The sequence below is a fragment of the Thermosynechococcus sp. QS41 genome (assembly GCF_031583515.1).
GTDB lineage: Bacteria > Cyanobacteriota > Cyanobacteriia > Thermosynechococcales > Thermosynechococcaceae > Thermosynechococcus.
The window spans coordinates 1,847,481-1,861,485 of sequence record NZ_CP134181.1 but is presented as its reverse complement, the minus strand read 5'-3'; the positions used below and the strand labels follow the sequence as shown (position 1 = coordinate 1,861,485).

At 54.8% G+C, this 14,005-nt stretch carries 17 protein-coding genes; 9 read left to right on the top strand and 8 right to left on the bottom strand.

What is annotated here, in order from left to right:
• Positions 1-31: 31 nt before the first annotated feature.
• Positions 32-1,792, bottom strand: a complete 1,761-nt coding sequence (locus RHJ80_RS09190; protein WP_310800841.1) for an NFACT RNA binding domain-containing protein — start codon at positions 1,790-1,792, stop codon at positions 32-34.
• 90 nt (positions 1,793-1,882) lie between these two features.
• On the opposite strand from RHJ80_RS09190, the gene RHJ80_RS09185 reads away from it, so the two are divergent.
• From RHJ80_RS09185 to RHJ80_RS09165, 5 genes are all read left to right on the top strand, one after another.
• The gene (locus tag RHJ80_RS09185) at positions 1,883-2,419 is read left to right on the top strand and encodes an RDD family protein (protein WP_302676047.1); all 537 of its coding nucleotides are present in this window, start codon (positions 1,883-1,885) and stop codon (positions 2,417-2,419) included.
• Between the two features lie 35 nt (positions 2,420-2,454).
• Positions 2,455-2,649 (top strand): 50S ribosomal protein L33, encoded by a 195-nt coding sequence (rpmG, locus tag RHJ80_RS09180; RefSeq protein WP_149818803.1) that lies wholly within the window; start codon positions 2,455-2,457, stop codon positions 2,647-2,649.
• Positions 2,650-2,662: 13 nt separating this feature from the next.
• Positions 2,663-2,878 carry a 30S ribosomal protein S18 gene (gene rpsR, locus RHJ80_RS09175; RefSeq protein ID WP_011057896.1) on the top strand — a complete coding sequence of 72 codons (216 nt, stop codon included), beginning with the start codon at positions 2,663-2,665 and terminating at the stop codon, positions 2,876-2,878.
• A 122-nt stretch (positions 2,879-3,000) separates the two neighbouring features.
• Complete coding sequence (locus RHJ80_RS09170; protein WP_310800840.1) at positions 3,001-4,074, top strand: metal ABC transporter substrate-binding protein; 1,074 nt, start codon at positions 3,001-3,003, stop codon at positions 4,072-4,074.
• The gene (locus tag RHJ80_RS09165; protein WP_206199913.1) at positions 4,071-4,787 is read left to right on the top strand and encodes a metal ABC transporter ATP-binding protein; all 717 of its coding nucleotides are present in this window, start codon (positions 4,071-4,073) and stop codon (positions 4,785-4,787) included. Before RHJ80_RS09170 ends, RHJ80_RS09165 begins: the two co-directional genes overlap by 4 nt.
• Here the strand turns inward: RHJ80_RS09165 and RHJ80_RS09160 are convergent.
• Positions 4,784-5,227: an NUDIX hydrolase gene (locus RHJ80_RS09160; RefSeq protein WP_206199912.1), complete on the bottom strand. Its 444-nt coding sequence runs from the start codon at positions 5,225-5,227 to the stop codon at positions 4,784-4,786. The genes RHJ80_RS09165 and RHJ80_RS09160 overlap by 4 nt on opposite strands.
• Positions 5,228-5,598: 371 nt before the next feature.
• On the opposite strand from RHJ80_RS09160, the gene RHJ80_RS09155 reads away from it, so the two are divergent.
• Together RHJ80_RS09155 and RHJ80_RS09150 are read left to right on the top strand one after the other, a co-directional pair.
• Entirely contained in the window at positions 5,599-5,919 is a 321-nt protein-coding gene (locus RHJ80_RS09155) for a DUF1815 family protein (protein WP_149818796.1), read from the top strand.
• Between the two features lie 84 nt (positions 5,920-6,003).
• Positions 6,004-6,879, top strand: coding sequence for an alpha/beta fold hydrolase (locus RHJ80_RS09150; protein ID WP_206199911.1), 876 nt, complete (start codon positions 6,004-6,006; stop codon positions 6,877-6,879).
• 57 nt (positions 6,880-6,936) lie between these two features.
• Here RHJ80_RS09150 and RHJ80_RS09145 read toward each other — a convergent pair whose 3' ends face one another.
• Complete coding sequence (locus tag RHJ80_RS09145; RefSeq protein ID WP_310800839.1) at positions 6,937-8,175, bottom strand: DUF4912 domain-containing protein; 1,239 nt, start codon at positions 8,173-8,175, stop codon at positions 6,937-6,939.
• A 317-nt stretch (positions 8,176-8,492) separates the two neighbouring features.
• Between RHJ80_RS09145 and RHJ80_RS09140 the strand changes: the two genes are divergently transcribed.
• Positions 8,493-9,743 (top strand): SufS family cysteine desulfurase, encoded by a 1,251-nt coding sequence (locus tag RHJ80_RS09140; protein ID WP_310743550.1) that lies wholly within the window; start codon positions 8,493-8,495, stop codon positions 9,741-9,743.
• Here the strand turns inward: RHJ80_RS09140 and RHJ80_RS09135 are convergent.
• Genes RHJ80_RS09135 through RHJ80_RS09115 form a run of 5 tightly spaced genes read right to left on the bottom strand, consistent with a single transcriptional unit; the run spans position 9,740 to position 13,007 of the window.
• Complete coding sequence (locus RHJ80_RS09135; RefSeq protein WP_302678130.1) at positions 9,740-11,098, bottom strand: OB-fold nucleic acid binding domain-containing protein; 1,359 nt, start codon at positions 11,096-11,098, stop codon at positions 9,740-9,742. The two genes, RHJ80_RS09140 and RHJ80_RS09135, sit on opposite strands and share 4 nt — an antisense overlap.
• A gap of 27 nt (positions 11,099-11,125) precedes the next feature.
• Positions 11,126-11,758 (bottom strand): hypothetical protein, encoded by a 633-nt coding sequence (locus tag RHJ80_RS09130; protein WP_206199907.1) that lies wholly within the window; start codon positions 11,756-11,758, stop codon positions 11,126-11,128.
• Complete coding sequence (locus tag RHJ80_RS09125) at positions 11,755-12,156, bottom strand: HI0074 family nucleotidyltransferase substrate-binding subunit (protein WP_315862888.1); 402 nt, start codon at positions 12,154-12,156, stop codon at positions 11,755-11,757. Before RHJ80_RS09125 ends, RHJ80_RS09130 begins: the two co-directional genes overlap by 4 nt.
• A complete protein-coding gene (locus RHJ80_RS09120) occupies positions 12,132-12,443 on the bottom strand; it encodes a nucleotidyltransferase domain-containing protein (RefSeq protein WP_310438169.1) in 312 nt (103 codons plus the stop codon). The genes RHJ80_RS09125 and RHJ80_RS09120 overlap by 25 nt, the downstream gene beginning before the upstream one ends.
• An 18-nt stretch (positions 12,444-12,461) precedes the next feature.
• Positions 12,462-13,007, bottom strand: coding sequence for an Npun_F5560 family protein (locus tag RHJ80_RS09115; RefSeq protein WP_149818787.1), 546 nt, complete (start codon positions 13,005-13,007; stop codon positions 12,462-12,464).
• 59 nt (positions 13,008-13,066) lie between these two features.
• Between RHJ80_RS09115 and rsmH the strand changes: the two genes are divergently transcribed.
• The gene (rsmH, locus tag RHJ80_RS09110) at positions 13,067-13,939 is read left to right on the top strand and encodes a 16S rRNA (cytosine(1402)-N(4))-methyltransferase RsmH (RefSeq protein ID WP_310800838.1); all 873 of its coding nucleotides are present in this window, start codon (positions 13,067-13,069) and stop codon (positions 13,937-13,939) included.
• Positions 13,940-14,005 lie beyond the last annotated feature (66 nt).

Here is a 14,005-nt window from a genome sequence, read left to right as displayed (position 1 = left end):
AGCAGTCAATGGTGTCGTAAAAAACACGGTTCTATTCTGCCATGATCCCGTGGCGATCGCCGCCAGCACCCCCTTGGGGCAGATCGGAAGAGCCATCACTGACACTCAGAGGGCACCCCCACACCACTGTCGCCTGATCGTAGATCACCATCCCCGGATTGGCGCCCTTCGGTTTTTGCACATACTTGCGGCGAGTATAGACCACGGGTACTTGGGCACTGGCACGGGCTTGACTATGGTAGGCCGCCAAATTCGCCACGTATTGAATATCTTTCTCACTGGGCACCTCCCCCGCTGCGAGGCGGAGAATCACATGGCTACCGGGAATCTCTTGGGTGTGAAACCACCAATCGTAGGGACTGGCAACGCGAAAGGTGAGATCGTCATTCTGACGGTTGTTGCGCCCCACGAGAACCGTGAAGCCACTTGGTGTCGTATAGCGTAGGTAGGGACTGGGCGTGGTAGGGGGACGATAGTAATCGGGCGCCGTCAGGTATCCCTGTTGAATCAATTCAGCGCGAATCTCCTCAAGGACATCTAAGGATGTGGCCGTAGTGAGGGTGGCCGCCACCTGATCGAGATAGGCCAGTTCCCCTTCAGCGGCGGCGAGGAGCGGCGTAATGTGCTGCTGGGCACGTTTGAGTTTCTGCTGTTGTTTGTACAGCTCCTGCGCCGTTTGGATGGCGCTCTTCTCTGGCGAGAGGGGAATGGCAAGGGGTTCTTGGGTGGCAAAGTCCGTCACGATCAGTTTCGTCATCCCCGGTTGCCACAGGTGGGCATGGGCCATCAGTAGGTCGGCCAAATACCGCTGGCGATCGCCCCCAGCCGCCGCCGCTAAGCGTTCCCGAAAGCCCTCAATTTTGGCAATCAGTTTTTGCCGCTGTGCCTGTAGGCTCTGGTGCAACTGTTGACGGAGTTGCTGCGTTTGCTGTTGCCGCAGTTGGTCTTGGTAGTAGGTGGCAAGCAGCTCATGGATAGTGGCCGTTGGCTGGCTCTGAGTCCCAAGGGGGGGAATGACGCGATAGCCCGTTGATGTCAATTGGGGGACAAAATGCCCGCTCTCTAAACACGCCAGCCAGTGCTGCCAATGGTCAAATAGCCGTCGCCATTCTTCAGCGGTTAGCTCTGTGGTGTGACTTTCTAGGGACAATGCGGCATCCGCCAGTAGTTGCTGTACCAAGGCTGGACTCAGTCCCCGATAGGCCTTCAGAAGTTGCTGCCGCAGCAGTCCGGGAATCACGCTTACCTGTTGTTGCCACTGCTCAAAGGGAATCTCGCAACTGGGCAACGCGGCCGTTAGGGGGGGTGGGGGCACATAGGGTTGACCGGTCAGAATTGGGCGCAAGCGGGACTGTTGGGCATTGACTTGGTGGGCAGCAGTAACAATTTCCCCGGCAGCGTTAACCAGAATCACGTTGCTGTACTTGCCCATGATCTCGGCATAGAGACGCCACTGCGTTGCTGCCTGCGGACGAGGGGCAAATTCCAAGACCAAGACGCGCTCCCAAGGGTTGACTAACCCCACCCGCACAAGGGCAAGGCGATTGAGTTGGGCATGGAGTTGCTGACTAAAGGTAAAGGTGTCGGGTTGGCGGGGGGGCGGTGGTTCAAAGGCAATGCGTGCCGCTTGGGGATGCCAACTGAGGGTCAGCCAATCCTGTTTTTTCAGCGTGCGCAGCGCCAAGGCAATCGTGTGGCGATCGCGCTGGTAAACCGTTTCGAGCCGTGCCGGTAGCCAATGTTGGAGATCGGCACAAACAGCACGCAGGGTCGTCAAATCAACGGGTTGCACCGTCCAAACTCCGCAGAATTTTTTGAGGGAATCGGCCTCAAGCTATACTAGTCTAGCCACTCTCTGGCCTTTTGCCACCGCGTGTTTGCTATGGCACTTTCCCGTCAATATCCACCCCCCTTACCACTGGCTCAGCCTTGGCGACGGGCGATCGCCACCAGCATTGACTTTATCCTCATCTGGTTGACGAGTGTTGTCGGTATCACGCCGGGGGCAGCCATTCAGTGGGGGCAACTGTTTGTTTTTGCCATCGTTTGGTGGTTGCTGCGGGTGGCGATGGTGAACCGCAATAAGGGTCAAAGCCCCGGCCATTGGCTGATGAATGTGCGCCTGTTGGATCAGCGGCAGCGGACACCGGATCTCCTGTCCCTCAGCAAGCGAGAACTGGTGATTGGTGTCGGGGCGCTGTTGACATTGGCAGGCTTGGAGTCCTATGGCCCGAGTATGGCGCTGATTATTTTGGCACTGCCCTTGGCCGTTGACTGTAGCTTGGCGTGGATTGATGAAGAGCACCGCACGCTCCACGATCGCCTTGGCGGCACAAAGGTATATCGCTGTCGGCGGGGCTTTGCCCTTGATCGCAAGCTCATTGAATTGGTGAGCAAAATCCGCAAAGATCTGCCATAATTAGAGATCGGCTCACTGGATAGATAGGCAAGACCATGGCTAAAGCAAAAGGCGCCAGAATCATTATCACCCTAGAGTGCACAGAGTGTCGCACTAATCCGGCCAAGCGATCGCCTGGCGTATCTCGCTACACCACCACCAAAAATCGTCGCACCACCACAGGGCGGTTAGAACTGAAGAAATTTTGCCCCCACTGCAACAAGCACACCATTCACAAAGAAATCAAGTAATTAGAGGACAGCTATGGCATTTTATCGGCGACGCATTTCTCCCATTCCCCCTGGACAGCCCATTGATTACAAGGATGTTGATTTACTACGGCGCTTTATCACTGAACGGGGGAAAATCTTGCCGCGGCGGGTGACCGGTCTCACGGCCAAGCAACAGCGACAACTGGCAGTGGCGATTAAGCGGGCACGGATCATGGCACTCTTGCCGTTCTTGAATCTCGAAGGCTAAAAACTCGCGATCGCTAATTGGTTTTTGCGAAGGGGGAGGTTTAGACTTGCCCCTTTATTTTTGCTTGCTCTCCCTGCCTAAGTGTGCAAATATGAGAATGGTTATCATTCATCTATTTCTCTATGGCTATCCAAGCTCACCTTAAACGCTGGGGGCTGCTGGTAACTCTGGGGGTATTTTTGGGCAGTTGTGCCCCCCAAGCCCAGTCGCCACAGGAGCAAGAGACCTCACAGGCAGAAGCCCAATTCACCATTGTGACGACTTTCTTACCCATCACTGCTTTTACAAAAGCGGTCGCAGGCGATCGCGCCACTGTTGAGCAACTCTTGCCGGCCAATATTGACCCCCATGACTTTCAAGCGCGGCCTGAGGATGTGCGGCTGCTGGCCACAGCAAGGGTTTTGGTCAAAAATGGCCTTGAGATGGAAACCTTTTTAGACAAACTGATTGAAAACGCCGCCAATCCCAATCTCAAGATCATTGATACCAGCGCGGGGGTGGCCACCCTTGCCAGCGAAAAGGATAATCACGAGCACCACCACGATCACCACCACGACCACGCTCATGATGACCACGGTCACAGCCACGGTGAATTCAATCCCCACATTTGGCTAGATCCCCAGCGTGCCATGCAGCAAGTGAAAAACATTCGCGATGGTCTGATTGCTGTGGATCCCGAAGGGGCTGCCATCTACGCGCAAAATAGCGCTGCCTTTATTCAGGAGTTAGAAGCCCTAGATGCCCTCGCCCGGGAAAAACTCACTCCCTTTGCGGGCAAAACATTTGTGGTTTATCACGATGTCGCACCCTACTTTGCCGAGAGTTATAACCTGAAAGCGATCTATCTCGTGGGCATTCCGTCGGTTAATCCCTCACCTGCGGATGTGCAGCGGGTGATGCAGGCGGTGCAACAAAGTGATCTGAAAACGCTCCTGACGGAACCGGGGCAAGAACAGGTCTTTGAAAGTTTAGCGCAGGATTTGGGCGTAAAAGTGAGTGTGTTTGATCCCCTAGAGCGTGCTCCCACTGCCGCTGATCTCACGCCGACCTACTTCCTGCAAAGAATGGAGCAAAACATTCGCAATCTGGCTGAGGCTTTTGGGGCGCAACAGCAAGCCTATCGTCGTCCCGATGCGATCGCGGTGGTAGGGACATGGTGGATGCAGGTGAATAGACCGTTAGGGGCAGCACTGTGAACGAATACCTGCTAGAGGTGGAAAACCTCTCGGTGCGGCGGGGCGATCGCTGGGTGGTGGAAAATGTCTCCTTTACCCTCGCCGCCGATACGAATATGGCCATTATTGGTCCCAATGGGGCGGGCAAAAGTAGCCTGATTCAAGCCATTTTGGGCATTATTCCCTACCAGCAGGGACGGGTGACCCTCTTGGGCTATGGTATGGGCTATCGCCGCACGCTCCCCTATGTCCGCCAACAGGTAGCCTACTTGCCGCAAAATTTTCAGTGCGATCCACGCATTCCGATCACCGTGGCTGAATTTGTGGGTTTGGGCTGGGGGCAACCTACGTGGCAGTGGCCTTGGCAGCACCGACAGCAGCGCGATCGCGCCATCTTGGAAAGTCTCCAACGCCTGCACCTCGAGCATCTTGCGACACAACCCATGAGTTCCCTTTCCGGGGGCGAAACAAAGCGCGCCCTCTTGGCCTATTGCTTGGTGCAACCCCGTCGTCTCCTGATTTTGGATGAAGCTCCCGCTGGCTTAGATCTCCGAGGTGAGCAACAATTTTATGACCTACTGGAGACCCTCAAGGTGAGTGAGGGCTGGGCAATTTTACAAATTTCCCATCACTTGGAGCGGGTAAGGGCAACCTGTGATCAGGTGCTGTATCTCGATCGCTCTGTCCAAGGACTGGGAACCCCCGAACGGGTGCTGCAACAGTTTGCTGCTTAAACGGGGGATTCTCTCCTAGCAAAGAAATCCAGCAGAATGCGCTGGTGGATGGCGCCTAAGGGGCGATCTTCGCCGAGGGTTTGGGCATAGTGAACCCCAGCCACCACCGAATCGTAGGGTACCAAGTCCATGCCCTGTCCTTCGTTGAGTACCAAGTTTTCCAGTGCACACGTCAAAGGGCCTGTGAAAATATAGCGATGTACTTGGGGATCGCCGTACTCTCCAAAAAAGGTGAGGTGAGGTGGGCAGTAGCCAATCTCCTCATAGACTTCCCGCTGGACGCCCGCGAGCGGTGCTTCTTCGGGTTCAAGATGACCGCCAAAAAGTCCCCAGTGGCCGGCATACAAAATATGGGGACTGTCATCGCGCAGCTGCATAAGGACGCGATCGCCTTGGTAAAGAACCGCAAGGGCAACGGGAACAATCGTGGTTGCTGGCATTGTCTTGCAAGATATGTCGTTAGGGCTACTCTACCCTAGAAACGTAAAGCCAATCCTAAAGTAGATTAAAGCTAAAATGAAGAGTATAGTAGCAAGAACAAATCAACAACCGCTAAAACGTTGAGCAAAGGGTAGCCAGAGGTAAACGTCGCGCTTTGGAGGGCTATCCCCAGCGGGCAGCTGTTAAGTCCCCTCTTTCATAAGATGGTTTCGATAACAAATTTGAGCTTCCCTTATTTTTCTATCAAATTTTACAAATGGCTGCAGGAATTTAACAACGTTGGTACGGCCTTGCCCTTTCTTAAGATTGTCTTAATATTTCCCTAGCAGCTGTGCTATAACTTTGTTCATTGCTTGGAGTGAATCGTCCTATGTTTTACCGTTTAGCCGAACAACACCGCCAGTTTATTCGCGATTTAGTGTTGAACCTGCAAGCTCTGGCAATTGCCCTAGAAAACCGAGGCTACATGGCCTCCTGCTACACCTGTGGCGGTGAACTCAACAGTGCCTCTTTCATGGTCAGCTTGGCCGACAACCACCTGATTCGCTTTTTGGTCTCTGACTATGGGATCACTTGGACTGAAATGCGCGATGACCGCGAACTCATGAAACTCGAAGGGGCAGAGGCGATCAATCAACTGCAAGAACTGGCCAATCTCCTCAAGGAAGTCCGTATCCCCACTGCGGTTTAATCCTGTCGGGGCTATCCCTCGATCTTTTGTCGGTGCTAGCTTAAAAGTAGCTGGACTTTCCTTCTACTTTGATCCCCACCCTCAATGACTGAAGCGTCCCTTAGTTGGCAACACCAGTACCTCAGCGTTAACCAAGTACGCCTGCACTATGTCACCCAAGGCAGCGGTGATCTTGTGATTCTGTTGCATGGCTTTCCAGAGTTTTGGTACTCTTGGCGATTTCAAATTCCCGTACTGGCTCGTCATTTCAAGGTTGTAGTGCCAGATCTACGGGGCTACAATGACTCCGAGAAGCCTGCCCACGGCTATGATCTCGATACCCTCAGCCAAGATGTCACGGCGCTGATCCAAGAACTGGGCTATGAACGCGCCCACATTGTCGGCCATGATTGCGGTGGCCTGATTGCTTGGCACGTGGCGGCACGTTTTCCGCAGAGGGTGCAGCATTTAGCCGTCTTGAATACCCCCCACCCCTACCGTGTGGGACTGGAACTCTGGCAACAGGTAGAGCATTTTTGGCGCAACTGGCCACTGTTGGCTTGCCACATCCCCGGCTTGGCGGAATACTGGCTAGGGCATAATCTGCGGAGTTTTTTGCAGGATCTCTTTCAACGCTACTCCATCCGCAAGGCTGCCTTCTCGGCAGAAACCGTGCAACTCTATCAAGCGGCTCTCGAAAAAGCGGGGGCGATCGCTGCGGTGCTCAAAAGTTATCGCCATCTTTTTTCACCCCAACAGTGGTGGCACCTACTGCAACAGCACACGGAAGCCATTACCAGCCCCACCCTGATTCTCTGGGGCGCCGATGATCCCCTCGCCCAACCCAGCCTTGCCAACGGTATCGAAGCGTGGATCCATGCACCGTGGCGGCTGAAATATCTGCCCGACTGTGGCCATTGGGCACAACAGGAAGTGCCGGGGCTAGTCAATCGTGAACTGCTTGCCTTTTTGCGTGCCTAAAAAAATCCCCCCACCACTCGGCAGAGGGAAAGGCATGGATTGAGCCAACCAACTCGCTTAGGCCAGCCACTCCAGCACCGCTTCTTCCTTGGTATTGGTGCGACGTTCGGGGGTTTCGCGGGTGAACTTCATGTGAATGGCGCGGTTTTGTTCCCCATCTGCCGCCACTGCCAAGATCGGGAAGTCAATGAGGCCATCTTGGAAGGACATTTGGAAGCGGAATGTACCATCGGGATTGAGTTTGATCGGGCGCCCACCAATGGTGACGGTGGCATCTGGCTCCGTAGCCCCATAGACAATGAGTTCAGCATCCGCCACCAACCAGAATTTGCGGGGACGAATCGGAGCCGCCGAAGCTGAGAAGCCAACGCCCGACATCGTCAGACCCGACACCGTCGGCACAGCCCATAGGCCAACCCCAGAGGGGAAGACGTAGGAACTGATGGCCATTTCGGGCAACTGGGAGATGGAGCCGGGGACTTGGTGCATGGAGCCAAAGAGAGAACCTGCCACCCGCTGCGCTTCGGCCCCTTCGGCCATGGCAAAGATGCCTTCGTAAATGGGATGGGGTTCGGCAGTGCCCGCCAAGGGTGCCCCCAGATCAAAGAGGGTTTTGCCCCGCAGATCCATATCCCAATCCACTGTAATGAATTGATCCCAGACCCAATCTGAGGGGTAGGTGGGGGGAATATGCACAGGGGCAGAACGGGCTAGAACCAACCAGCGGCCATCGGCACAGCGGTAACCAATTTCCACCACATAGTCGCGATCGCTCACGGGGATGGGCAGATACCACTCCCGCGCCAACTCATCGCAGGGGTACTCCTGAACACTGTGGGGAATTTGGCTATCGAGGTTGATATTCGTGGCATCGTAGAGCCGGAGAGCCAGTTGCTGACCCCCTTGCCGCCGCAATTCTTCGCGGTGCTCGTTGGGCACATCCCAATAGGCGTAGGCCCACTGCGGATCCCGGGGCATGAGGACAATGCGGCTTTCACCATAGCCCCCCGGCAAATCCCCAAGACCTTCATCTACAGAGGCCAAGAGAACATCCTCTTGAGCAGGACCGAGGTCAAATTTTGCTGCTTCCACTTTTTCTTGCGACTCCAGATTAGAGGGGACAGGTTGGACAGAAATGGTAGTGGTGGATCCGTTGGCTTGCGCCTGCTTTTCACGGATGGCAGCGAGGAGTTGATCTTTGCGCATACGGCTATAACGGGACACTTGCAGTTCACTGGCAATGCGCCGCAACTGCCGCAAGGTCATTTCTTCTAAAGGGGGGCGATCTTTCGGCATGGGTGCCTCCTTATCGTGGGTTGATAGACAGAGCTATCCTTTGCCCTTGATCTTTGGCAAAAAAGTCTTGGGGCGTCAAGGGAATTCGGGCACACTTCTAGGAATTTATACGCAGTTTACTCTTTTGCAGGGATCAAATGTCAGGATTTCATAACATTTATTCTGCACGGGGATCAAGATAGCGGTTTGCTATTCCTGTTCAGCCTCAAACCACCTTCTGCGAGGGGGAAGGGAGTATAGTGAGAAATGTATCCCTGCAAATGCTGTGGGGACTTGCAAGGAAATTCCTGAATGTTACTGATGCCACCACAACCACTATGACGATCGCCCCGAGCCGCTCCCTCGCTGACCTTTGCCGTGCTGACTTTCCGATTTTGGCGCGACAGGTGCACGATCGCCCCTTGATTTACTTTGACAATGCAGCCACCTCCCAAAAGCCCTTGGCAGTTCTCAATACCCTTGAGGACTACTATCGTCGCTACAACTCCAACGTCCATCGGGGCGTACATACCCTGAGTGCTGAGGCGACCACGGCCTACGAAGGGGCACGGGAAAAAGTGGCGCGTTTTGTCAATGCCCCCCATGCCGAGGAGATTATCTATACCCGCAATGCCAGTGAGGCGATTAACCTCGTGGCCTATAGTTGGGGCATGAATACGCTGCAGGCAGGGGATGAAATGATCCTGACGGTGATGGAGCACCACAGTAATTTGATTCCGTGGCAGTTTGTGGCTCAGAAAACCGGTGCTCGCCTCAAGTTTGTCGAACTGACGCCAGAGCAAACGTTTGATCTCAACCACTACGAAAGTCTTTTGAGCGATCGCACGCGGTTAGTGGCCGTCGCCCATGTATCCAACACGCTGGGGTGCCTGAACCCGATTCCCGAGATTGTGCGTCTTGCCCATGCCAAGGGGGCGCGGGTACTGGTGGATGCCTGCCAAAGTGTGCCTCACCTCCCCATTGATGTGCAGCAGTTGGGCTGCGATTGGCTGGTGGCCTCCGGTCATAAAATGTGTGCACCCACGGGCATTGGTTTCCTCTGGGGACGCGCGGAACTCCTGCGGCAAATGCCCCCCTTCTTGGGCGGTGGCGAAATGATTGCCGATGTCTTTCTCGACCATGCCACCTATGCCGATATTCCCCATAAGTTTGAGGCGGGAACGCCAGCGATTGCGGAGGCGATCGCCCTTGGGGCAGCGGTGGATTATCTGAGCCAGTGGGGGATGGAGCGCATCCATGCCTACGAACAGGAACTCACCGCCTATCTCTTTGAACGCCTCCAAGAACTGCCCGGTGTCACCCTCTATGGCCCGAAGTCCGGCGATCGCGCTGCCTTGGCCAGCTTTACCGTTGGTGAGGTGCATCCCCACGATCTCTCGACCATCCTTGATCAGTCGGGGATTGCCATCCGCGCAGGACACCACTGCACACAGCCTTTGCACCGCCATTTAGGGGTTCAGTCCACGGCACGGGCCAGCCTCTATTTCTACAACACCCGCGCTGAAATTGATCAGTTTATTGCTGCCCTTGGGGAAGCCATTGCCTTCTTTAGGGATGTCTTTGCCTAGAGCTTGAGACTCAACAGTTCACTCGCTTCAGCCTGAAAACCGGCACTAGCAAGGGCATGGCGGGCGCGATCGGCATCTTCAACGCGAAACTGTGGTCCTAGGCGTACGTACTGGGCATGGTAGCCATCGGTCACTTTGACCACTACCGGCACCTTGGGCATGTCGCCCACCTGTTGTTTGAGCACTTCCGAGAGGCGACTTTGGGCTTGAATGTCCCCCGCTTGCTCAACAGGCAAATCCACAAGCACCAGCTTCACCGCTTCAAGGGGTTCGGCATCTTCAATCAGGAGTTGGGGGCGATCGTCGCGCATCTCTAGGGTGCCCCACAGCAGTAGCCGATGATCAAGCTGTAACTGCCCATGAATGCGCTCGTAGGCTTTGGGAAAGACGACAGCTTCCGCTTGACCCGTGAGGTCTTCCAACTGCACAATGGCCATCCGCTCGCCGCGCTTGGTGGTAATGGGCTTGAGTCCTGTCAGCAGGGCAATGACACTCACTATCCCTTGACCTGTGTACTGCTCGAGATCCGCCAAGCTAATAGGGGCAATCATGGCCGCTGGCCGATGAATATCCTTGAGGGGATGGTTCGACACATAAAATCCCAGTAGGTCTTTTTCTTGGCGGAGCTTTTCGGCATCCGGTAGGTCGTCCACTGGGGGCGCACTGGGGGCTGGGTCATAGCTACCGCCGGATTCATTGCTGGAGCCACCCGCCAACATATCAAAGAGGTTGACTTGCCCCACCGCCCGATCCTTGGCGCGCGCCTGTGCCCACTCCAGCACGAGGGGGAGATCCTGCATCAGTTGGTTGCGGTTGCGCTGCGGATGCAGACTATCCATGGCACCACAGGCAATCAGGGATTCAAGGGCACGACGGTTGAGAATGCGACTATCGCCCCCCGCACGCGGAACCCGTTCGCAAAAATCCGCCAAACTTTGAAAGGCACCCCCCTCTGCCCGTGCCTGCAAAATGGCCTCAATCACTCCCTGACCAACATTGCGTACGGCCGACAGACCAAAAAGAATTTTGTCCCCCACGGGCGTAAAGTCAATATCCGAGCGATTCACATCGGGGGGAAGAACCTCAATCCCCATGCTGAGGCAGGTGGCAATATAGCGCTGTACCTTGTCTTGGTCGCCACTATTCGCCGTGAGCAAGGCGGCCATGTACTCGACGGGAAAGTTGGCCTTGAGAAAGGCGGTTTGATAGGTCACATAGCCGTAGGCCGTGGAGTGGGACTTGTTAAAGCAATTGGCGGCGATCGCTCCATTGGCCAAGAGAAAATTGTGATCCCCAGCTAAACCAATGTCATAGACCGCTTGCCAACCCACTAGCCGCCGGCGGACAATCTTCACGCTTCACCTTTCCAAACGCTGCGCTCTCTATTCTAATCGCCGCACTGTCTCGCGAGCGGGAATCCGCAGATCCCGCAGGGGCATGGCGCTTAAACACTGGTAGTGAGCTGTGAACCAATCAGGCGTTTGCACACCAATACTGGCTAGGGCCGCCACGGTTGGAAAAGGCCACAGTCGCTCAAAGATCACTTCCCCCTGCCAGCCAAATTGCAGAAAATAGCAGCCTACCGGTGCCTGTAAGTGATCTAGGAGTCGCCGTCCGAGGGCATAGAGGGTTTGTCGCTGGCGATCGCTGGCATGGATAGGTAACTGCCATGTCCCTTCAAGGCAGCCAATGATTTCGCCAAAGAGCGTCCCCTTTGCCGTTTGCGCTAGTGGCAACTGATAGAGACCCCCTGTGCTGGTTCGTATCCCCCACTGGGTAACCAAGGCACGCAACGCTTGACACTGCTGCCAAAGCTCGGATGATGCCCAATGGGTGAGGCTATAGTCTAGCACCTGCGGTTGGGGAGCGATCGCGATCGGGGCATCGAGAGGACAGATGGCAATCTCGGCACTGTCTTGGCACTGTTGCAGCAGGGGTACCACTTGGGTCGCGACTTGATCCGCAGACAGTTCGGCTTCCCTTGGCTGTGCCGCACACCAAATCCGTATTTTCAATCCTCTAATCCTCCTGCTGCGAGGGCAGCTAACCAGCGATCCATGAGCATGGCGTGCTGTGCTAACCGCGAGAAAATTGCATCTGCCAAGGTCTCATTGTAGGTGTGGACGGTTAAGTTGCGATCATCCACCATTTTTAGCGCTAAACGGCCTTCCTCTGGAGTAAGTAGGCCAACAGCCAAGCAAGCACGGATCACGCCCTTCGGTGAGGCGATGTCTAATCCTTCGCGTTCCCGTAGATATAGTTGTGCTGCTTTCCAGACGGCTTCTAGGGTGTATTCAAATCGCTGAATTGCAGCATCACGAATAATCGTATCTGTGCGCTTACCCAAGGGCAATTCTTGCAAAGCAGCTAGCGCTCTTTGGGCAACCACTAATCGTTCCCTGAGCCGATCCACTCAATTCCCTCTGCAATCACTCGCGATCGAAAGTCGGCGGACACTTCTGATAAATCCACGACATCGACTGGATAGATCAAATTGGACATCTCTAGGTGCTCCCGCAACTCACTCAACAGCCCCACGGGCAGTGGTGCAAGGGGCAAAATCCCGACATCTAAGTCAGAGCTTTGGCGGAGAGCACCACGGGCAGCCGAGCCGAATAGATAGACCTTGACGGGAAACCCTGTAAAAAAGTCTTCTAGTATTTTTTTGAGTTCCCGCAGATCTTCGTTGGCAGGGGTCACGCTTTGATTCCTGTCCACCTAGGTATTAAAGCTGGGAATCAAGCCAACGCGCGCAGGTTGCAATGAGGGGAATCCCTGCTGTTGTTGCTGGCGGGCTTGAGCGGCCAAGAGGGTTTGCAGATTCCGCAGTTCGGCACGCAGTTGTGCGTTTTCTTTTTCGAGGCTTTCAATTTTGAGTTTCACCTGACTCAGCCGCTCACTAAATTTTTGCCGATAGACTTCGGGCATTTCCTGGATGACGCGCTCTAGCATCTCATTGCGATCGCTCAATTCAATGACTTGAGCTTTCAATTCATTCATTTCCGCTTCACGACTTTGGCTCTGCTGCTGGTAGGCAAGGATCTGTTCTTGATAGGCAGCAATTTGTGCTTCCACCTGTTGCACTTGGGCTTGCAGCAACTTCAGGGCTGCGGCATTGGCTGCCTCGGTCTTGCGGGCTTGGTAAAAGCGCACAAATAACTCAGGATGCTGCACCATGAGTTGATAGAGTTCCTCTGAGAGTTGCTGCACGAGTTGATCCCGTATCAGCAGTTCATCGGCTAAGTTGAGGGAAGTATCGTTCACGGCGGCTGCTCTCCAAGGGACTGTGCTGTGGCAAATTTTACGCTGGTTCTGATCCGCTCATGCAAGATTTGGAATTTTCCACCTACCATCAACCGGTACTGGCAAGCGCAGTTCTGGAGGCATTGCAACCCAAGGCCGGGGGACTCTATTTGGATGCAACGGTGGGAGGTGGCGGCCACACGGCACTGCTATTGCGCAGTGAACCTACCTGTCGGGTGCTGGCGATCGATCAAGACCCGATGGCTCTAGCGGCGGCTCAGGAATTCCTCGCCCCCTTTGGCGATCGCGTCCAGTTTTGGCACGGCAACTTTGCTGATCTGCCTGTGGCTGAGCCGATGTTTGATGGCATTCTCGCAGATTTAGGAGTGAGTTCCGCCCAGTTGGATCGTCCAGAGCGGGGCTTTAGTTTTCGCTTTGATGCCCCCCTCGATATGCGCATGAATCCCGCTAACCCTTTGACAGCGGCAACGGTGATTAATCACTACAGCGAGCGAGAACTGGCGGATATTTTCTACGAATATGGCGAAGAACGCTTTGCCCGCCGCATTGCTCGCCACATTGTTGCCCGTCGTCCCCTTGCCACCACCCAAGAACTGGCGCAGTTGGTTGCCCACTGCCTCAAAGCTTCTCCGCGGCAACGCATTCATCCAGCCACACGGGTTTTTCAGGCCTTGCGTATCTATGTGAACCAAGAGCTAGCGGTGCTCGACCAATTTTTGGCGCGATCGCCCCAATGGTTAAAGCCCGCAGGGCGCATTGCCGTCATTAGCTTCCATAGCTTGGAAGATCGGCGGGTGAAGCAGGCGTGGCGTGGCAATCCCCTCTTGGCAGTTGTGACTCGTAAACCGATTGTGGCGGATGCAGCGGAAGTTACTTTCAACCCGCGATCGCGATCGGCAAAGCTACGAATTGCAGCGCGTACTTTTGCATGAATTGCCCGAATGATGGTTTATTTATGGGTATCTTTACAGTGCGTCATAATCTTTTAGGGTAATAAA